The following is a 21,582-nucleotide window of genomic DNA, read 5'->3' on the forward strand; positions in this document are numbered from 1 at the left end:
ATCGCTCCACCGGGGCGGTGCGCGGACCCTCTCCCAGGTCCCGCATCGTGAATCAATCGGCTCTCGTCACCATTGCCATTCCGGCCTTCAACCCAGACTTCCTGCGCAGAACGCTGATCAGCGCCCTCAACCAGGATTATCCGCACTGTGAAGTGCTGGTCTGCGACGATAGCCGTGGTGAGGAAGTCCAGCGCATCGTCGATGAAGTGGTGAACGATACCGGCAGGCCTGTACGTTACCTGCGCAACCCGCAGACGCTGGGTTTTGCTCGCAACCTGCTGACGTGCCTGGAGCAGGCTCGGGGTGAGCTGATCAAGTTCCTGTGCGATGACGACCTGCTGTTCACTGAATGCGTAAGCCTGCAGGCGGCCGTAATGAACACGCATGCGGATGTCAGCCTGACCATCTGCCAGCGTATGCTGTGTTCGGCAGACGACACGCTGCTCCCGTCACGCATGATCAACATGGTGATGTGCCCGGATGATGCGGTGGTCAAGGGCTCCGACCTGCTTGAGGGGTTGGAGCAGCATGCGCCCAACCTGTTCGGCGGGCTCAGCAGTGCGCTGCTGCGCCGAGCCCTGGTGGAGGAATTTCTGCCGTCGCTGGTGCTCGAAGGCCAGGGTTTCACTGCTCGGTTGGACATGGCGCTTTACATTTGCATGATGCGCCGCGGCAACCTCGGGCACCTCGATCGTTTCCTCAGTATGGAGCGCCTGCATGCGGGGCGGTTGAGCCATAACCCCGGCATTACCCTGCTATATCCCACCGAAACCGACTGGCTCAAGGCCATGTTGGCTGCGCGATCCAGTGAGCCTGCGCCTGCGAAGGGTTGGGTGCGCTATGTGCCGTTGCACACCTACACGGGTGAGCGAACGAGCCAGTGGGAGGAGTACGACCTCAATGGCTTGAGCGCTTTGCAGGCTGCCCGGGCACGGCAGCAGGTCGGTAGCGACTGTCTGTCATTCGAAGAAGTGTACGCGCAGTGGCTGGAATGCCGAGCGTTGTCCCCGGCACAACTCAAGTTGTTGCCCAAACGTATCGAGCAGTGGCCTTCGCAACCGCGGATCGTGCCAGTGATCTGGGCCGAGCCAGGTGAAGAACAAGCGTTGCGCGCGACCCTCGACAGTTTCGCAGCGCAATCTTATGCGCCCGCCGAATACTGGGTGCTTGCACCTGCCCAGATGTGCTGCCCCCCGGTACCGGGTGTCCACCATCTGCCGTTGCAGGGCAATGGCATTGCTCAGTTGCAGGCACGCCTGGCCGGGGCGGTAGACGCCGACTGGATTTTCCTGCTCCGTGCCGGTGACCGCGTGGTGCCACACGCGTTGGCGATCATGGCTGAGCGCATGGTCCTGGGCAATCGAGTGTGCCTGTATGTCGATGAAGGTGGGCACGACACCATCAACCCATCCACGCCGATCTTCAAACCGGATTTCAATCTCGACCTGATGCGCAGCCTGCCCTACGTCGGACGCTTGCTGGCCTTTGAGTGCAAGGCGGTGCGCGAAGCAGGCGGGTTCGATCACGATTTCGACCTGTTGGCGCCGCATGACCTGCTCTGGCGTCTCGCAGAAAACCGTGGCTTGCAGGTTATCGGGCACGTCGACGAACTGCTGGTGCACAGCCAGTGGGATTATGCCCAATGGTTGAGCGACCCGCGCTGCGTAGCGCAGGCGCCCCGCGTGGTGCGCGCCCATCTGGGCCGTCTGGGGGTCGATGCCGAGGTCGAAGGGGTGGTGGGGCAAGCACTGTGCAGGGTGGCTTACCGTCATGAAGGGCAGGCCAGCGTGTCGATACTGGTGGACGTTGGTGTCGACCTGATCGCAGCACGGCGATGTGTCGAATCGCTCTTCGAGCATACCGCCTACAGTAATTTCGAGGTGCTGCTGATAGCCGGTTCGGACGCGCCCACCGAGTTGCGTCAGTGGCTACAGGCGATGAGCAGCCTGGGCAGCGACCAACTGCGGCTGATCGAGGTTGCCGCGCAGGGACGGGTGGCGCGGCTCAATGAGGCCAGTGCCGCTGCGCGCGGTGACTATCTGTTGATGCTTGAAAGCGCCTGCGTGGCGTTCGAGGCACAGTGGCTGGCCGAACTCATGGCCCAGGCGCGTCGGCCCGAGGTCGGCGTGGTTGGCCCCAAGCTCTGCAATACGGCTGGCAGTATCCTGCAGGCCGGTCTGGTCCTAGGGCTCCACGGCGAAGCCGGTAGCCCGTTCGTTGGCATGCCGGCGGACAGCGGCGGCTACATGCACAGACTGATGACGGTGCAGAACTGGAGCGCCCTGTCGCTGGAGTGCCTGCTGGTGCGTCGCGAACTTCTGTTTGCTTTGGGTGGTTTCGACTGCGAAGCGCTGCAGGGTGAGCTGCAAGATGCGGATTTCTGCTTGCGTGCAGGTGAGCAGGGATACCTCGCGGTCTGGACGCCTGCGGCGATGTTGTTGCGCCTGACCAGTCAAGCCCATCATCGCCAGGTGCAAGTCAGCGAGCCGCATCAAGACCGGGATGCTTTCTACAGCCGCTGGCTGGCCAAAATAGCCCGCGACCCGGCCTACAATCGCAATCTCAGCTTGAAGATGGCCAGCTTCACCATGGACCCCGGCTTGCGCGAGGGCTGGGACCCGTTCATCAAACGAGTCCTGCCGTCGGTCATGGCGTTGCCGGTCAACTCGTCCGCCGTGGGCCACTATCGTGTGTCTCAGCCGTTCCAGGCGCTGGAAGATGCTGGCTGGCTACAGGGGCGTGTGGATTACTCGCTACCGGAGTTGATCCAGATCGAGCGCGAGAAGCCGGACATCGTTGTGTTCCAGTACCGCAGCAAAGCGAGCTCAGTGGTGGAGATGGAGCGGCTGGTGCGCTCGTCCAGTGCCAGGCACATCTACGAGATCGATGACTACATCATTGATGTGCCCAAGCGCAACGACCACTCCCGCAACATCGCTGCTGACATACGTAACCTCGTCGAGCGCGGTATCTCGATGTGTGATCGGTTGGTCGTCTCCACCGAGCCGCTGGCCGATGCGCTTTCGAGTATGCACCAGGATATCCGGGTGGTGCCCAACATGCTCGCTGCCGGGCTGTGGACCGGGCTTGCCAGTGAGCGACAGACCGCTGCCAGGCCGCGCGTGGGATGGGCTGGCGGCACCAGCCATCGAGGCGATCTGGAGCTGCTGCTGGAGGTCATCAAGACACTTGCCGACGAGGTCGACTGGGTATTCTTCGGCATGTGCCCGGAGCCGCTGCGCCCTTACGTGAAGGAGTTTCACCAGGGCATCCCGATGACGTTCTATCCGCAGAAACTGGCCAGTCTCAACCTGGACCTGGCGCTTGCTCCGCTCGAGCAGAACCTGTTCAACGACTGCAAGAGCAACCTGCGGCTGCTGGAGTACGGGGCCTGCGGCTTCCCGGTGATCTGCTCGGATACCAAGGCCTATGCCGGATATCTGCCTTGCACACGGGTCACCCATAATCGATCGCACGAGTGGCTGGACGCCATTCGGATGCACCTGGCCGACCCTGATGCGAGCTACCGGCAGGGTGATGCCCTGCGGGAAACCGTTTTACGTGATTACGTGCTCAACGAGCGCCATCTGCAGCACTGGGCCAACGCGTGGTTGGCTGACTGAAGCGTCACGGCAGGTCGTCTGGCGAGTGACCGTGACAAGACTGGTTTTATAGCATCGGGTAACCCAATGACTGGACATGCAACCCTGAATACTTTGTCGTCGCTGGATACCAGTGTACTGCTGCTGGGCACTGAGCTCGGGGGCGCCCTGCACAATGCAGACGAAAACTACCGTGCGCGCGCAAGTGCGCACATCCGTGGGCTTGGGTGCCAGCCTGTAGGGGTCGACCGGGTGAATGGCGAACCACTGCACGTAGCGCTGGCGCGGGCCCTCGATCAGGTGACTACGCCGTTCGTGGTGCTGGCCAAAGACAGCGACTTCCTGCTGCACGATGCTTTGTCGCAGGCTCGGCAGTGGCTGTTGAGCCACCCGCAGGTGCAGGGCGTACAGGGATACTCACTCGGTATGCGTCCGGGCAATGCGACGGTGGGCTATCACCGGTTGGGTGAAACGGCGCATCAGGATGGCGAGGGCGGTTTGCGTGAGCGGGTGCTGCAGCATGCATTGAGCGGGTTGCAGCCGTGGCGTGCGTTACTGCGTGTGCAGCAGTTGCGCAGTGCGCTGGCAGAGATGGCGGCCCATGTCGAGGGTGAAGACGGCTTGCTCTGCCTGTCTTTTGCCCTGTTGCGCCAGGGGGCGATCAAGGTCTTGGAGCAGACCATGGTTGTCAGCGAGTGCGCCGAGCACGCTGTGGAAGGTGACGAACTGGCGCCGACCCTGCGCGCCTTGCGGCAATGGGATGCGCAGCAGGGTGGGTGTTTCAACGACGACGACGGGTTCGCAATTCTGCGCCAGTTCGTACTGACTACCGGATTGACTGGCGCTGCACCGCTGCTGTTCACCTCACCCTGGGCGAGCGTCGTCCATGAGCCTGTGCGCAGTTTCGAGGTGCGCCAGTACGTAGAGCTGCCTTATTACAATGCCGGGCTGTTCAAGCAATTGACGGCGTTGGAATTCCTGTTGCATGCATGGCCTGCGGGCCCTGCCCATGTGCGCGCGGTGGAGGGGGCCTGGGTTCGGCAGCGCGATCTGCTGCTGCAGCATGGCAACGACAATGTGAGCACATTGCGTAACCGCTATTGGCAGGCGCTGTCAATCAACCTGTTCGCGCCGCAAGTATGCCAGTTGCTATTGGACGTGTTGACCGAGGAGGATGAAGAAGCGCGCCAGGAGCTTGAAGCCTGGATCGAGCGTCTGGCCCTTGCAGGTGCGCCGGATAGTGCCGCGCGCCTGGCCGCTACGCCCTCGGGGCATGTCTTGCACGCATTGGCCGCAGCCACCTTGGATGATGCCAGCCGGCAGCGGGTACAGCAGCACCAGGCGGCAGGCAAAGGCGTGAGCATGGCGCTGTTGGTGCTCGACCTCGCAGATGACAACGAAGCGTTGCAGCGGACGTTCGATAGCGTCGCCAGCAGCGGGTTGCGTGACATGCGCATTGTCGTGCTCAAGGCCGGCAACCTTCCCGCCATCACCACGCCGCGAGACACGGTGCACTTCGTCAAGGTCACGGCGCAGAACAGCGTATCGCACCTCAATCAGGTGGCCCGGCAGGTACCCAGTGACTGGATGATGCTGTTGCAGGCGGGGGATGAGTTGGCCGGCAGCGGGCTGTTGCGTCTGCAACTGGAGCTGGCGCAGGACAACAACCTGAAGGCAGTGTGTGGCAACGAAGTTCAGCGTGACGGCGAAGGCCGCCTGGTTGCGTTGCAGCGTCCGGGAGCTGACCTTGATCTGCTGCGCAGCCGCCCGGATGCGATGGCTACGCATTGGCTAGTGCGCCGCGAGGCAGTCCTGCAGGTCGATGGCTATAGCGAAACTTGTCGGGGCGCCCTCGAATTCGATCTGCTGTTGCGCATAGTGGAGACTCAAGGCTTGGGTGGCCTGGCGCATATCGATGAGTTCCTGGTCATCACCAGCAATCAACGCGAAGCCATGCTGCCTGATGCACGGGCCACCCTGGAGCGGCATCTGTCGCTGTTGGGCTACCGCGGGCAGGTGGGGCAGGATGAAGCGGGTCACCTGCACATTGATTTCCGGCATACGAGCACGCCGCTGGTGAGCATCCTGCTGGTAGGCGGCGATGATCTGCAGGTTCTGGGTGCCAGCCTGGCGAGTATCCAGCAGCGCACACGCTACCCGCGTTATGAAGTGCTGGTGGTTACCCAGGGCGAGCAGCGCCTGGAGGCTAGTCTTGGCAGCCGAGTCAGAATGCTGGCATGCCCATCACCGGTGCTGGCTGAGCGGCTCAACCTGGCCGCCAGCGAGGCGCGTGGCGAATATCTTGTGCTGATGAGTGACCGTAGCCAGGTGTCCAGCCCAGGCTGGATCGAAAGCCTGCTCAACCAGGCGCAGCGCCCGGAAGTAGGTGTGGTGGGTTGCCAGATGCATGACGGTGCCGGGTACGTCAGTCATGCTGGTTACGAGCTGCTCGAAGGCGGGAAGGTTCATGCCGGCTGGCGTGGACGCGGTGTTGGCGAGACCGTCGAAGCGCTGGGCCTGGGTGTTGTTCGCACCTGCCAAGCTGTTTCCGCTGATGGCCTGATGGTACGCAAAGAGGTTTTCGATGCTGTGGGTGGCCTTGGCCAGCAGGCAGCGCTGGATATCGACTTGTGCCTGCGCGTCGGGCAGCAGGGTCTGTTGGTGCTGATGGCCCCTCACGCGCAGCTGTTCAACCCCGCAGTGCCGGGTGTCCCTGACGACGCGGCGCTGGCGCTGGCAGCGCAAGCCCCCTGGGCGTTCACGCGTGCAGTCGCGGTGGATGGCAGCCATGGCATTGCCGTACCGCCCACAGCGGCAGGCCCCCGCTGGCTGCAAGCGTTGGCCTGACTGGCCTCGTTCAATCAAGCCGGGCGCTGCCCGGCTTTTTTGTGCGCGTTGGCAAACATCTTGCTTTCAGCCATCGGAACAGGGCGAGTGTTGGATTTCTGACTGCTTGATTGCCCGACCGCTGCAGTGACAAGGAGCAATCTTGAACGACTCTCGACGCATTAAGGGTACGCATGTCGCCATTGACTACGACGCGACCCGAGCCTTTTTCGAAGCGCGCGGCAACCGCAGCTACACCAATGTGCTCAGCGCCACCATGTATCAGGATCATAATGCCGAACTGGTCGAACAACGCGATCAGGCGGAAAAAACGGCAATGGCCGATATGCTCGGCCTGGGCCAGGCACAGCGAATCCTGGACATTGGCTGCGGGACAGGGCGATGGGGATGGTTCCTTGCCGAACAGTGTCAAGCACTCGACTATCTGGGCCTTGATTTCTCAGCCAGTCTGATTGCCAAAGCCGAGCAGGAGGCTGCCACGCGGCAGCTGCCGGGCATGCACTTTCAAGTCATGTCGGCCACCGATATCCAGCCTGATGCACTGAGTGTCAAAGGGCCTTTCGATCTGGCCCTGATCTCCGGCCTGCTCATTTACCTCAACGATGCCGACTGTGTGAAGGTACTGCGTGATGCCGCGCATCTGACCGCTGTAGGTGGCGGCATCTACCTGCGCGAGCCCGTCGGTGTTGCCGAGCGGTTCACCCTGGACCGGTTCTATTCCGAAGAGCTTGCCGACGAGTATTCGGCAATCTATCGCACCGCCAGTGAGCTGCACGTCTTGATGGAGCAGGCCTTCGACGGGCTGGGGCTGTTCGTCCAGCATGAGGGGTTCCTGTTCCCCGAAAGCCTGGAGAAGCGCACAGAGACCCGGCAGTACTTCTTCATACTGCGACGCCCTGGGGGGGAAGTATGAGCACCGCTTACTGCTTCGATCTCGACGGTACCCTTACCCGTCAGGAGTTACTGCCGCTGATCGCCACTTCGGTGGGCCTGGAGGACGAGATCAGCGCCCTTACACAGGCCACCATCGAAGGGCTGCTGCCGTTCGACAAGTCGTTCAAGTTGCGCGTCAAACTGCTTCGCGATGCACGACTGGACTGGATTCATGCGGCGCTCGACAAGCACGTCGAGTTCGACCCAGCGATCCTGGAGTTCATCACGCGTCACCCCGAACAATCCTTCATCGTCACGGGCAACCTTGATCTGTGGGTGAAGCCGGTGCTCGACAAACTGGGCATTCACAGCTTCACCTCGCTCGCCAGGCTCGACCAGCAAGGCCAGTTGGACGGTGTCGAGCATATTTTGCACAAGGGCGATGCAGTCAGCAGCCTGCGTTCGCGCTTCGAGCGCATCGTCGCAGTCGGCGAGGGCATGAATGATGTGCCGATGTTCGAGGCTGCCGATTGGCGTATCGCTTTCGGCGGGGTTCATCGGCCGAACAAAGAGCTGATCAAACTGAGTGATTTTGTTACCTACGATGGGAAGGCCCTATGTCGCTTGTTAAGCACGCTGTAATCTGCGCCGCCGGCATCGGCTCGCGGCTGGGGCTTAACAAGCCGAAATGCCTGGTCGAAGTGGCGGGTCGGACGCTCCTCGATTGGCACCTCGAGCGTCTGCACTGGGCAGAAACTGTCTGGCTGGTGGTCGGCTTTCATGAGGAAGAGGTGATCGAGCATGCCATCTCACTGCGTCCCGATGTAATCGTGGTACGCAACCCCGACTACGCGCGCACCAACACCCTGCAAAGCATCTACCGGGTTTCTCGACACCTCGATGAGCGGATGCTGGTGCTGGACGCGGATACTGTCGTTGAGCCCCGCAGCTTCGATGCGTTCCTGGAGGCAGCGCAACACCACGACCAGTTGGTAGGCGTTTCGCCCTACATCACCAGCGACGGCGTGAGGGTCCACCTCGATGACGCTGGCACCCGATTGCTGGGTTTCACCCGTGAACCGAAATATGCCATGGAGTGGACGGGCATCGCCGTGATAAAGCCGCAGATCGTGGTCAACCAGCCGATCTTCGTTTACCAGGCGTTGGAAACCTGCCTGCCGTTGCCTGCTTTCGAACTCAAAGCATTTGATATCGACACGACGGCGGACCTGGACATGGCACGTAAAGTCTTTGCGACGCAGTGGGGCGAGAATGAGTAATAACCAACAGGGTCAAGTGGCGCGTCACTTCTGGAGCCAGACCGAGCGCGGCCAGATTGGCCCGCAAGAACTCTACAAGCGCCAGCGCGAGTGCTTGCTTTCGCAGGTATTGCCCTCGCTGCCCAACAACGCCCAGGTACTGGATATCGGCTGTGCTGATGGTGAGTTCAGCTTGCTCTTCGCCCGTGGTGCGGGGCGCGTGGTGGCGTTCGATGTGGGTGAAAAACTGATCGAGCAGGCGCGAGCCAAGGCCCTGGAGCAAAACGTCGACAACATCGATTTCCAGGTTGCCGATGTGTTCGAGTTCGCTTGCGAGCAGCAGTTCGACGCTGTCAGCCTGATGGGCGTGTTGACCACTATCAGTGATGACACTGCCGCCGCGCGCGTGGTCCTGCGAGCGTTGTCGATGCTCAAGCCCGGTGGGCAACTGATCCTGAAGGATTCGGTCCTGCTGCAGGAGGGCGAGGCACGGACCCTGCTCAACGAGCATTACGAAGCCAAGTATCGGCCTGAATCCCGCTACCTCGCGCTCATCCGTTCGCTGGGGTTGCGCGAAGAAGCCAGGCATCCGCTGCTGACCATGCACAACTGCGGTCAGACCAGCGTGCTTTATGTGTTTCGCACGGTGCTCGAGGCACCTGCCACATTGCCTGTTGCCGGCTTGCGTGTGGCCTGCTACGGCAGCATGCCGTTTCATTTCCGTTCCTTGCGGCCATTGGCAGCCTGCTTCGACGAAAGCCTCCTGAGCCTTTCGATCGATGAAGTGATGGCTTGGAAGCCGCAGGTCATTGTGGTTGCCGATGGTTGGTCGGTGGAGTTCTGGCGGGATTATTGCGATGCGCATCAGGTACTGCTGATCGGCATGCGCCATGGCTCGGTCACTCGATATGGCTATGCCGAGCCGCAATACAACCATGCTGACTACTTGTGCGGCAGCGTCTGGGATATCGAAGACACGTTGCTGTCCAATGTTCATCCACGCCATGGTTTCCTGCTGACTGGCAATGCCTGGGTCGACCAGGTGTTCAAACTGCCCGAGCGCCAGTTGAGCGAAGCCGAGCCGACGATTCTGTTTGCACCCACCTACAACCCGGAAATCAGTGCGGCGGTGTATTTCGGTGACCGTATCGTGCGCCTGATCCGCTCGGTCTACCCCCAAGCCAGAATCATCATCAAGCCGCATCCTGCCATCGTGCAGCATGAGCACAGCTTCGTCGTGGACAAGGCGTTGTTCCGTGACCTGATGGGGCAGTGGCGTGAGCAGGTGGCAGCCGATCCCCGGGTCGAGCTGGTCGATGATCCTGAAGCGAGCATTGCCGACAGCTTCGCCGAGGCGGATATCCTGGTCGCGGATCGTTCGTCGCTGCTGTTCGAATACATGGTGCTGGACCGGCCGATCTTGCTGTATTCCAGCGAAGCCCGGGTAGGGCACTGGGAGTACAACCCCGATGCACCCGGCAACGCCTGGCGTGATATCGGTATGGAATTCGGTGACGACGAAGCGTTCATAGCGCTGCTCAAAGACGCGCATGGCTTGCACCATATGCATTGCCGGGCTGCCCAGCGAGAACGTGTTCGTCACCTCTACGGCCACTTCAGGGATGGCCGTTCGGCCGAACGTGTGGCCTCGGCCATTGCCCAGGTGCCTCGCCTGCATGTGGTGATCGATGGGCAGTACAGCGATCAGGCGGCGCATCTGCATGAAGCGTTCGACGCGTGCCTGGCGTTCAAACACATTTCCGTCGTCGCACCGGCAGACCGTGAGCGATGGCTGGCAGGGCGCTTGCGCGATGGCCAGGCCGACCATAGCTACCTGCTGGTGGACGGCGAACTTGCCTGCAGCCCTGGCAGCGCCCATCAGGTCAGCGACGGCCTGGCCTCGCTGGCCAATGGGGAAGTCGATGCCGTGCTGTTGAGCGCGCAGAGCTTACCCGCCGAGACGTACAGCAATGACAGCCAGGCTTGGGTGCGCCAGCGCCTGCGCTGCGCGTTAAGGCAATCGCAAGGGCGTCCGGCCTGGCAGCTGGTGGCGGCGCACACTCTGCAAAGATTGCTCAAGCAATTGCCGCAAACCATCGACGACGAAGTATTCGATGCGTTTTGGGAAACGGTAGCGGCTGACGGGCGTACGGCCTTGTGGCAAGACGAGAAGATCAACCTCGTGCTGCGCTCATCGGTACTGCGGGTCGTCGGGAATCGCGCCGGCCAGTATCTGGCCGGGCCGCGAGCGGCATTGCAGCTGGCCCCGGCGGTGAAAGGACGTGCGGCCTCGTCGGCCGGCGTCGAACTGCTGATGAGTGCAGTTGCCGGGCAGCAATACGACATCTTCCCGTTCGTCACTCAAGTCTGGATCAATGGCCGCTGTGTGCGCGAACTGCAGGTCGGGAATGCTGGCGTGCAACGCTTGCTGCTGCCATTCGAGCCCAACGATCAGGGCGTCACCGATATCGAACTGCGCAGCTCCGGCGCGTTCGCCGGAATGCCGGGCCTGGCAGGCCCGCTGTCGCTGTGCCTGGCATTTGCGGATGCCGCACCCGTGACAGCGCCAGCACGTGCGCATATTCACCAGATCTTCTATTCAGAAGAAACCCGCGCGATGCTGGAGCCGGGCTACATACCGCTGGATAACATCGGTCAGCGACCCGACTGGGCCGAGTACTGGCCGATCCGCAACCTGCTGCAGAGCAGCGCGCTGGACGAGAACGCGTTCTATGGCGTTCTGTCGCCTCGATTCAAGGAAAAGACCGGCCTGGACTCTCGTCAGGTACTGAGTTTTGTCGATTCGGCTCCGGACGATGCCGATGTCTTGCTGTTCCCGGTCTTCTTCTCGGACGGAGCCCGCTACGAAAACGTCTTCATCCAAGGCCTCGTTCACCATCCCAATATCTGGCCGGTGTTCGTGGAAATGGCGCGTCGTCTGGCCCCGGGGGTGGATCTTGAAACCTTGGTGATGGATTCGACGCAGTCGCAGTTCTGCAACTACTTCATCGCCAAGCCGCGCTTCTGGCGGCACTGGCTGAGCAAAGCAGAGACTATCTTCCAGGCGGCCGAACAGGCGCGCAGTGGCGAGTGGCCAACGGCCTACGGTGCCGCGCTGAATGCCGCCACCTTGCACCGTGCCACGGAAGGCTATGCGTGCAAGGTGTTCGTCATGGAGCGGCTGCTTTCCCTTATCCTGGCCACCGAGACGCAATGGCGCGTTCACGTCAACGAAGCATTGAAACCACCGTTGACCGGCGCAGAACTGAATGCCGATCTGGTTCGGCTGGACCAGATCAAGGCGTGCCTGCGCGAGGCTGATACGGCGGAAAACCGCACTAGTTACGGGGAGCTGCGCGAGAAGGTTTTCCGCGCTACCTTTGCCCAGCAGATCGCAGACATCACGGCAAGGGGAGGCGAGGTAGCCACCGCGAACGAGCAGATCCAGGCCGCGCTGCGTCAGCATCCGCCGTTGCCGGTCGACCTTGATGTGCAGGCCTGGCTGGACGAGCGCAGGCCAAGTGCCGTGCAGCAGCAATTGATCGATGCACGATTGGCCGCCAATGCCCTGCCGACCCTTGGCCTGGTGGTGATCGACCGCAAGGGTGATGCCGATCGGCTAGAGCTGACGCTGCGCAGTTTAAGCCCGGAAAACAATCTTTATCCCGCGCTGAAGATTGTGGCGTTGACGCCCCTCGATGTAGGTGCGGCGTCTAGACCCGGGGACAAGCTGCACATTCGACGGCTTGCAGAAGGTTCTGTCATGGCCGAAATCGAGCATGCCGTGCGCGAAGGTGATTTCGACTGGTTCATGCTGGTAGAAGCCGGGTGCGAGTTCACTGCCAGTGGCCTGTTGATTGCCGCCCTGGACTTGCTGGGTGCGCCGGGCCTGCGCGCCGTTCACGGTGACGAAGTGCTGCGTTCGCCAGCGGGTGCACTGACATTGGCCCTGCGCCCAGGGTTGAACCTGGACATGCTGCTCAGTGTGCCGGGTATTTTGGCCAACCATTGGTTGTTCAGTCGTGATGCCTGGCTGTCGCTCGGTGGTTTCCGCCAAGAGGCCGGCGAAGCCTTCGAGCTGGATCTGCTACTGCGCCTGATCGAAGACCAAGGGCTGGAAGGCCTGGGTCATATCAGTGAACCGTTGCTAACCCGTGACAGTGTGCCGCTGCGCGACTGCCCGGCCACGCGAGAAGTGCTTCAGCGCCACCTGTTGGCCAGGGGGTTCGAGGGCGCCTCGCTGGGCAGTCGCCTGCCGGGCCACTATGACGTTGACTACGGAGTGGGCGAGAGTGCTCTGGTCAGCATCATGATCTCCACGGAGGAAGGGCTGGAGCGGGTTCGCCGATGCCTGGATACCCTGTTGGAAAAAACCAGCTACCGCGCCTTCGAGATCATGCTGCTGGACCAGCAAGTGAATGACCCTGCCTTGCAAGCCTGGCTTGAAGGCGTTGAGCAATTGGGCGCAGCGTGCATCCGGATCCTGCGGTTCCCGGCTGAGCTTTCATCGGTGCAGGTGCGCAATCTTGCCGCCCAGCAGGCACATGGCGAACTGTTGTTGTGGCTGCACGGTGGGATTGCCGTACTTGAGCCTGACTGGTTGCTCCAACTGGTCAACCATGCCTGCCGGCAGGAAGCGGGCGCCGTAGGGGCAAAATTGCTGGCAAGTGACTGCACGGTGCGTCACGGCGGCCTGGTGCTGGGGCTCGATGGGCCGGTGGGCAGGGTAGCCAGGGGGCGGCCAATGGAGGCTGCCGGCTACCTGCAACGGTTGCTTGTCGATCAGAACCATGCGGCGGTCAGTGGGCACTGCATGATGCTGGGCAAGGCGTTGTTCATGGAGGTCGGTGGCTTTGATGAAAGCCCCGAGATGGCCCCTTGGGCGGATGTTGACCTGTGTCTGCGTCTGCATGGCGCAGGGTATCTCAATGTGTGGACGCCGCGGGCTTCGCTGTTGATCAGCGAAACCCTTGCGCCGGCGGTCACTGCCGAACAGGAAGATGCCCTGTACGCGCGTTGGTTGCCATTGCTGGCCCGTGACCCTGCCTACAGTGCCCATTTTGCACTCAGTGGCGGCGAATTCACTTTGGCACCGAGCAAGCTCAGTTGGAAGCCTCTCGCATCCTGGCAGCCACTGCCTACGGTATTGGCATGCGTAGAAAGCTTGCATGACAGCGCCGACTCGAGGGTTATTCAGCCGTTCGAGGCTCTCAGCCGCGCTGGCCTGATTGAGGGTGCGTTGATTCAGACGCAGTTGTCCGTGACTGAGTTGGAACGTTACGCCCCGGATACGCTCGTTTTGCGACGTACGGTGGATGATCGGCAAGTGGTGCGCATGCAGCGCCTTTCGGCGTTCTCCAAAGCGTTCAAGGTGATGGAGTTGGAAGTGCAGTCACTGCGAGGCCTGGCGGCGGACCTGCCAGCTCTGGAGCACGCCCTCGTGGCGCTGCATCGCAGCGCGGAGTTCGCCGACCGACTGGTTGTGGGGAGCGAGGCGCTGGCCGAGACCTTCGCCAACGTGCATGGCGATATCCGGGTGATCGAAAGCCGGCTGCTGCCGCAATGGTGGAAGTCGCTCGAAAGCACGCGTGGCACAGGGCGCAAGCCGCGTGTCGGGCTTGTAGGGGCTGACATAAGCTGCCCCGCTGAGCAGGCACTGATCCTCGATGTCGTCAGCGCGTTGGCAGGGGAAGTGGAATGGGTGTTGCTGGGCGAATGCCCGCCAAGCCTGCGCGCATTCGTCCATGAAATCCATGCCGCTGCGCAAGCCGAACGCTACCCCTTCGCCTTGGCTCAACTGGGGCTGGACGTGGCTTTGGCGCCATTGGAGCACGGTGCGCTCAACGAGTGCCTCGGCCACCAGCGCCTGTTGGAATTTGGCGCCTGTGGTGTACCGGTGGTGTGCAGCGATGTCCGCACATACCAAGGCTTGCTGCCGGTCACGCGGGTCAGCAACTGCGCCGCCGAATGGGTCGAAGCGATCAGGATGCATGTAAGCGATCCGGCTGCCAGCGAGCGAATGGGTGATCAATTGCGGGCAGTGGTGCAGCGGGACTGGATGCTTGAAGGCGATCATCTGGAGGCTTGGTACCGCGCCTGGATCGCCGGCTGAAATCACCGGCGTTGATCTTGCACGTCAGCGAATGGAGGGCGTTCCGACTTGTCGGCGCGCCTTCTTCGTTTCCACGGCTATCGAGCGGTTTTCCGGCACATGAATCGACAAATAGCGTGACTTAAGAGTCACGGCGGGCATCTTCACTGTTATCATCGTTACATCCGTTAACGACTGCGTGATCGCCCCCGTTTGTCCGGAAATACCTTCTTGCCTGGCCGTGGGGTGTCAAGCGCAGTACGCACTTTGCTGTCATTGAATTGGGAAGCCATATGATTGGCATTAAAAGCATCGCCAGTTACGTGCCGACTGACGGCGTGGACAACTACGCGCAAGGCGCGAAATTTGGCAAGGACCAGGATTTTATCTTTGGCAAGATCGGCTCCACCTTCTTGCCGCGCAAAGATTCCGGCCAGGAAACCTCCGATCTCTGCGTCGAGGCCGTCAGGAATCTCTTTGCCGCCAACCCGTCGCTGGACCCGGCTAGTATCGATGCGGTCATTGTCGTGACCCAGAACGGCGATGCCGAAGGCCTGCCTCATACGGCGGCCATCGTGCAGCACAAGCTCGGGCTGCCCACTGCCATTGCCGCCTTTGACATTTCTCTGGGGTGCTCGGGGTATGTCTACGGGCTGTATGCGATGAAGGGGTTCATGGAGGCTGCGGGGCTGAAGAACGGTTTGCTGATCACCGCCGACCCCTATTCGAAGATTGTCGACCCAGAGGACCGAAACACCACGATGCTGTTCGGCGATGCGGCGACCGCGACCTGGATGGGTGAGGACGCTACCTGGCAGTTAGGCAAGTCGCTGTTCGGCAGCGATGGTGCCGGTGCCGAACACCTTCGCACCACCGACGGCAAGTTCTTCATGAACGGCCGGCAGGTGTACAACTTCGCTTTGGTCAAGGTGCCTGCCCACCTGCAGCAGTTGCTTGAGGCCAGCAACCTGACCTCTGATGATGTCGACCTGTACTGCCTGCATCAGGGCAGCGCGGCGATTGTCGACGCGGTGTCTGCGCGCTTTGACGAGGGTGAGCACAAGCAGAAATTCATCAAGGACATGGTCGAAACGGGTAACACCGTGTCTTCGAGCATTCCGTTACTGCTGGAAAAGCACGTGCTCGGCTCGGCGCACAAGCGCGTTGCCCTCAGTGGCTTCGGAGTTGGCCTGTCCTGGGGGTCGGCGATCATCGAGCGCCAGGGGTGATCGCGAGCCCGTAAAAGCCAAGCGCCGCCCCATGGGCGGCGTTTTTGTTTACCGGCCTTTTCAGCCCCCTGGAATCTGGCGTCAAACCCTTGATTTCATTGGGCTGGCAGGATGCCAGTAAATTTTTTTGAAATTCCCCTAAAGCAACCCGCCCTGACGACGATAACCATTACGAAGGTTCTCTGTGCCACACCCGGCAAATTGCCAAGGCCGGAAGCCGTAGTACACAATCCAACGAGGAATTCGTCATGGCTTTGACTGTTAACACCAACACCACCTCCCTGGGCGTCCAGAAGAACCTGAACCGTGCCACCGACGCGCTGGCTACCTCGATGACCCGCCTGTCCTCGGGCCTGAAAATCAACAGCGCCAAAGACGACGCTGCCGGCCTGCAGATCGCTACCCGCATGACCTCGCAGATCCGTGGCCAGACCATGGCGATCAAAAACGCCAACGACGGTATCTCCATCGCCCAGACCGCTGAAGGCGCGATGCAAGAGCAAACCAACATTCTGCAGCGTATGCGTGAACTGGCCATCCAGTCGCGAAACGACTCCAACAGCGCCGACGACCGTATCGCCCTGGACAAAGAATTCCAGTCGATGTCCTCGGAACTGACCCGTATCGCCAACAGCACCCAGCTGAACGGCAAGAACCTGCTGGACGGCTCCGCTTCGACCATGACCTTCCAGGTCGGCTCGAACACCGGCGGCGTAAACCAGATCACCATCAACCTGAACCAGAAGTTCGACGCCACCTCGCTGGGCATCGGCTCGGGCATCAACATCCAGGGCTCCAGCAGCACCCTGTCGGAAACCAACTACAGCGCCGCTGTAGCTGCCATCGACACCGCTCTGCAGACCATCAACACCAACCGTGCTGACCTGGGTGCTTCGCAGAACCGTCTGACCAGCACCATCAACAACCTGCAAAACATCAACGAGAACGCCGAAGCTGCCCGTGGCCGTGTACAGGACACCGACTTCGCTGCTGAAACTGCCCAGCTGACCAAGCAGCAGACTCTGCAGCAAGCTTCGACCTCGGTACTGGCCCAGGCCAACCAGCTGCCATCGGCAGTACTGAAGCTGCTGGGCTAATCTGCCCTGGTTGCTGGCGGGGAAGCGCTGCTGAGGCGCTTCCCCGCTTTCTCATTGCGAGGTAGTGGTCATGGACATGAGCGTCAAGCTGAACCTGTCTTATGCGGCCGCCCGTCCGGCCGAGCAAAACGCTGACAAGCCGATTGTCCGGCCAGCAGACGATGCGCAGCCCAAGGACGACAAGCAGCAGCCCAAAGCAGTGCAGCATGTCGATGAGGTCAAGAGCGCCGTCTCGGACATCGAAAAGTTTCTGAAAGCGTCGCAACGCAATCTGCAATTTTCCACGGATGAAGAATCCGGCAAAATTGTTGTCAAAGTCATCGCTACCGACAGCGGTGAGCTGATTCGTCAGTTGCCTTCCGAAGAGGCGCTGCGAATTGCCCATAGTCTGAGTGATGTCAACAGTATTCTGTTTGACGCCAAGGTATGATTGGCGGCAAGCATCAAAGCTGCTAATGAATGTCGTGCCCGCAGGAATGGGGGCGACGTATCACGGTAAGAGGGACACAGCATGGCAAGTCCAATTTCCTCCTCGATTGGCCTGGGTTCCGGTCTTGAAATCGGCACGATCGTCGAGACGCTGGTAAACGCCGACACGGCGGCCAAGAAGTCGCAGATCGCCCGTCAGACCAGCAACAACAGTGCGATGATCTCGGGCATTGGCTCGCTGCGCAGTGCTCTGACGGCGTTCCAGGACGCCATGAAGAAACTCAACGACAAAGATGCCCCATCGTTCAATGCCTACGCGGCAACGTCGGGCAATGAGTCGATCGTGAAGATCAAATCGAGCAACTCGGCTGTGGCGGGTAGCTACGACATCAAGGTTCTCAACCTGGCGACCGGGTCGAAGGTCGCGAGCCAGGCGTTTGCCGGCGGCGCTGCAAGTGCGGTCTCCGATGGAGAGCTGACCATTTCGCAGGGCGGGAAGGATTACAAGATCCAAGTGGCTTCCGGGGCCACGTTGCAGAGCGTGCGCGACCAGATCAACAAAGAGCTGGGCAGCAACGGTATTTCCGCCAACATCGTCAACGAAGAGGGCGGCTCCCGCCTGGTGCTGGGCTCCACCACGACTGGCGCCGGTTCCGATATCTCGGTCAGCGGCATCGCCGAACTCGAGATCGATGGCACCGCCAAGATGACCGGCTCGGGTGCCGGCTACATCACTGATCTGGCGAAGGATGCCCAGCTCACCATTGATGGCCTGAGCGTGAAAAGTGCCAGCAACACGGTCAGCGACGCCATCAGCGGCATGACCCTGGAATTGACCGGGGCCACGGCCAGCGGCGTATCGGGCACGGCTACCAAGGTCACGGTAGCGGCGGACAACGACGGGCTTAAAAAGTCTGTCCAGAGCTTTGTGGATGCCTACAACACTCTGCAGAAAGCCATCACTTCGCTCACTTCGACCAGCCGTGACGAGGACGATAACCTGGTCCTCGGTGCCTTGACCAACGACCCGACGACGCGCTCGTTGCTCGGCGATGTGCGCAAGGTGTTGAGTGAAGTCGGGGCGGGTGATCAACTGACCAGCCTCAGCCAGCTGGGTATCAACACGCAGAAGGACGGCACGCTCGAGTTCAGCAGCACCAAGTTCACCGCGGCGATGAACGACAAGAAGCTGGGGTCGCAGGTGCAGGAGCTTTTCACCGGCACCAACGGCATCTTCGAGCGGATGAACAAGGCTATCGATCCCTACAACAAGACCGATGGCAGCCTGGCGACGCGCAAGCAGAATCTGGACAAGACCGCTTCGTTGCTGGCCAGTCAGCAGGCGGCTCTGGACCGTCGTGTCGAATCCCTGACCGAGTCGCTGACCAAGCAGTATGTGGCACTGGATACCGCGCTGGGCAAGATGAAGGCGCAGGCCAGCCAGATCACTTCGATTTTCGAAGCTATCAACGCCCAGGCCAAGAATTCCTGATCGGCGTGGCGTGACAATAAGCCCGGTAGTGTCTCGCGACGCGCCGGGCTTTTTGTTTTGGCCCTAAAGTTTTTTGACGTGCCGGCGATACACAGGTTACAAGCAACCTTTTTCGCTGCAACGAGGTAGATACATGAACCCGATGTTGGCCCTTCGGCAATACCAAAAAGTCAATGGTGCGGCACAAACTTCCGAAGCGAGCCCGCACCGTCTGGTGCAGATGCTCATGCAGGGCGGGCTTGATCGCCTGGCCCAAGCCAAGGGTGCCATTGCGCGCAAGGACATCGCCCAAAAGGGCATCCTGCTGGGCAAGGCCATCGACATCATCGGGGGGCTGCGCGAAGGTCTGGATCTGGAAAACCATGCCGACAGCCTGGCCGAACTGGACAGCCTGTATACCTACATGAGCCGTCGCCTGGTTGAGGCCAACGCCAAAAGCGACCCGGCGATCATCGACGAAGTCGCGCGCCTGCTGATTACCGTCAAGGAAGGTTGGGATGCGATCGGCGACCAGTCGCCGGCCCCCTGAACAAGGAGGATGCCATGAGCGATGTGATCACCCGTATCGAACAGACCCGCGAATTGCTGCTGGGCGCCCTGGCGAACCGAGACTGGGATGCGGTGGGTGAACTGGACCTGGAATGCCGCCTGCGTATCAACGATGTGCTTACCGAGGCGCAAGGGCAGGAGGCGGATGTGCGCGACAGCCTGGAGCAGTTGCTGGACGTCTACCGGCAGTTAATCGAGGTTGCAAGTGGCGAACGTCAATCAATAGTCGACGAGATGACCCAAATCCGTCAGGCGAAAAATGCGGCTAAGGTATACCATCTGTTCAGTTGACCACAGATGTCCTAAAAGTCGTGCGCCATTAATTTGACTGTATGTGTTTTTTTGACTTTACTAGTGGCTGTTTTCGAATTTCAGACGTCCGACCACTGACCATTCAGTCAGAATGATGTCGAGCACGCCTTCGGGCGCCGATATGACTAGGGAAGTTGCTATTGCATGTGGCGTGAAACCAAGATTCTCCTGATCGATGACGACAGCGCCCGCCGCCGCGATCTGGCGGTGGTTCTGAACTTCCTCGGCGAAGAAAACCTGCCCTGCGCGAGCCAGGACTGGCAGCAGGCGGTAGAGCCGTTGTCTTCGAGCCGTGAAGTGCTCTGCGTGCTGATCGGAACCGTAAACGCTCCAGGCAATGTGCTGGGGTTGCTTAAGACAGTGGCTGGGTGGGATGAGTTCCTTCCGGTGTTGCTGATTGGTGAAATTTCTTCTGCGGATTACCCGGAGGAGCTTCGCCGTCGCGTGCTGTCCAACCTCGAAATGCCGCCGAGCTACAGTCAGCTGCTCGATTCCCTGCACCGTGCCCAGGTCTATCGCGAGATGTACGACCAGGCCCGTGAGCGCGGGCGCCAGCGCGAGCCCAACCTGTTCCGCAGCCTGGTCGGTACCAGCCGTGCCATCCAGCATGTGCGGCAGATGATGCAGCAGGTGGCCGATACCGACGCCAGCGTGCTGATCCTGGGTGAATCCGGCACCGGCAAGGAGGTGGTGGCGCGCAACCTGCATTACCACTCCAAGCGCCGGGATGCGCCGTTCGTGCCGGTCAATTGCGGGGCGATTCCGGCGGAGCTGCTGGAAAGCGAACTGTTCGGCCATGAGAAGGGGGCTTTCACCGGCGCCATCACCAGCCGCGCAGGGCGCTTCGAGCTGGCCAATGGCGGCACCCTGTTCCTCGACGAAATCGGCGACATGCCGCTGCCGATGCAGGTCAAGCTGCTGCGCGTACTGCAGGAGCGTACCTTCGAGCGGGTCGGCAGCAACAAGACCCAGAGCATCGATGTGCGCATCATCGCCGCGACCCACAAGAACCTCGAGACCATGATCGAGGATGGGACCTTCCGCGAAGACCTGTATTACCGCCTGAACGTGTTCCCCATCGAGATGGCGCCGCTGCGTGAGCGCGTGGAAGACATCCCGCTGCTGATGAACGAGCTGATTTCGCGCATGGAGCACGAGAAGCGCGGTTCGATCCGTTTCAACTCCGCAGCAATCATGTCGCTCTGCCGGCATGGCTGGCCGGGCAACGTGCGCGAGCTGGCCAACCTGGTCGAGCGCATGGCCATCATGCACCCGTATGGGGTGATTGGTGTGTCGGAGCTGCCGAAGAAATTCCGCTATATCGACGACGAAGACGAGCAGCTGGTCGACAGCCTGCGCAGCGACCTGGAAGAGCGGGTGGCGATCAATGGCCACGCGCCGAGTTTTTCCAGCCACGCCATGCTGCCGCCTGAGGGCCTGGACCTGAAGGACTACCTCGGTAGCCTGGAGCAGGGTCTGATCCAGCAGGCGCTGGACGATGCCAACGGTATCGTGGCGCGCGCCGCTGAACGTTTGCGTATTCGCCGCACCACCTTGGTCGAGAAAATGCGCAAGTACGGCATGAGCCGCCAGGGTGGTGAGGAGCAGGCGGAGGATTGAGGTGCTGGCTTAAGTGCTCTGGCGCCCTTCAGATCGAGCGCCGCCCGCGCGGCGCTCGATCTGCGCATCACTGCAACCCTCAAGACAAGCGCCCAATTCCCCGATAGCTAAAACCCCCATCCCCGGCACGGCTATTGCTACACCGCTGGCACCACACCGTTTTTATGACGGTCAGCCACGCG

General features: G+C 60.9%; 13 protein-coding genes. All 13 read left to right on the forward strand.

The genetic code is table 11. The annotated features are described in order from the left end of the window. Nucleotides 1-47 precede the first annotated feature (47 nt). The 13 genes from ACNQPL_RS08250 to fleQ all read left to right on the forward strand — a co-directional run bounded on the left by ACNQPL_RS08250 (nt 48) and on the right by fleQ (nt 21,400). Entirely contained in the window at nt 48-3,623 is a 3,576-nt protein-coding gene (locus ACNQPL_RS08250) for a glycosyltransferase (protein WP_416466420.1), read from the forward strand. A 66-nt stretch (nt 3,624-3,689) separates the two neighbouring features. Continuing rightward, nucleotides 3,690-6,449: a glycosyltransferase family 2 protein gene (locus tag ACNQPL_RS08255; RefSeq protein WP_416466421.1), complete on the forward strand. Its 2,760-nt coding sequence runs from the start codon at nt 3,690-3,692 to the stop codon at nt 6,447-6,449. Between the two features lie 142 nt (nt 6,450-6,591). Then, on the forward strand, nt 6,592-7,362 hold the full coding sequence (locus ACNQPL_RS08260) for a class I SAM-dependent methyltransferase (RefSeq protein WP_416466422.1): 771 nt from the start codon (nt 6,592-6,594) through the stop codon (nt 7,360-7,362). After that, a complete protein-coding gene (locus ACNQPL_RS08265) occupies nt 7,359-7,964 on the forward strand; it encodes an HAD family phosphatase (protein ID WP_346615061.1) in 606 nt (201 codons plus the stop codon). Before ACNQPL_RS08260 ends, ACNQPL_RS08265 begins: the two co-directional genes overlap by 4 nt. Further along, complete coding sequence (locus tag ACNQPL_RS08270) at nt 7,940-8,602, forward strand: NTP transferase domain-containing protein (RefSeq protein ID WP_346615062.1); 663 nt, start codon at nt 7,940-7,942, stop codon at nt 8,600-8,602. The genes ACNQPL_RS08265 and ACNQPL_RS08270 overlap by 25 nt, the downstream gene beginning before the upstream one ends. Then, nucleotides 8,595-14,693, forward strand: a complete 6,099-nt coding sequence (locus ACNQPL_RS08275; protein WP_416466423.1) for a methyltransferase domain-containing protein — start codon at nt 8,595-8,597, stop codon at nt 14,691-14,693. The genes ACNQPL_RS08270 and ACNQPL_RS08275 overlap by 8 nt, the downstream gene beginning before the upstream one ends. A gap of 272 nt (nt 14,694-14,965) precedes the next feature. Then, nucleotides 14,966-15,901 carry a ketoacyl-ACP synthase III gene (locus ACNQPL_RS08280; RefSeq protein ID WP_346615064.1) on the forward strand — a complete coding sequence of 312 codons (936 nt, stop codon included), beginning with the start codon at nt 14,966-14,968 and terminating at the stop codon, nt 15,899-15,901. Nucleotides 15,902-16,149: 248 nt separating this feature from the next. After that, nucleotides 16,150-16,998 carry a flagellin domain-containing protein gene (locus ACNQPL_RS08285; RefSeq protein ID WP_346615065.1) on the forward strand — a complete coding sequence of 283 codons (849 nt, stop codon included), beginning with the start codon at nt 16,150-16,152 and terminating at the stop codon, nt 16,996-16,998. A gap of 70 nt (nt 16,999-17,068) precedes the next feature. Next, nucleotides 17,069-17,428: a flagellar protein FlaG gene (locus ACNQPL_RS08290; protein WP_346615066.1), complete on the forward strand. Its 360-nt coding sequence runs from the start codon at nt 17,069-17,071 to the stop codon at nt 17,426-17,428. An 81-nt stretch (nt 17,429-17,509) separates the two neighbouring features. After that, nucleotides 17,510-18,919: a flagellar filament capping protein FliD gene (fliD, locus tag ACNQPL_RS08295; RefSeq protein ID WP_346615067.1), complete on the forward strand. Its 1,410-nt coding sequence runs from the start codon at nt 17,510-17,512 to the stop codon at nt 18,917-18,919. A 133-nt stretch (nt 18,920-19,052) separates the two neighbouring features. Then, nucleotides 19,053-19,448 carry a flagellar export chaperone FliS gene (gene fliS / locus ACNQPL_RS08300; protein ID WP_346615068.1) on the forward strand — a complete coding sequence of 132 codons (396 nt, stop codon included), beginning with the start codon at nt 19,053-19,055 and terminating at the stop codon, nt 19,446-19,448. 14 nt (nt 19,449-19,462) lie between these two features. Next, nucleotides 19,463-19,759, forward strand: a complete 297-nt coding sequence (fliT, locus tag ACNQPL_RS08305) for a flagellar protein FliT (protein ID WP_346615069.1) — start codon at nt 19,463-19,465, stop codon at nt 19,757-19,759. A 165-nt stretch (nt 19,760-19,924) separates the two neighbouring features. Continuing rightward, the gene (gene fleQ, locus ACNQPL_RS08310) at nt 19,925-21,400 is read left to right on the forward strand and encodes a transcriptional regulator FleQ (RefSeq protein WP_416466424.1); all 1,476 of its coding nucleotides are present in this window, start codon (nt 19,925-19,927) and stop codon (nt 21,398-21,400) included. Nucleotides 21,401-21,582 lie beyond the last annotated feature (182 nt).

This window comes from Pseudomonas sp. LFS044 (genome assembly GCF_047978245.1).
Taxonomy (GTDB): domain Bacteria; phylum Pseudomonadota; class Gammaproteobacteria; order Pseudomonadales; family Pseudomonadaceae; genus Aquipseudomonas.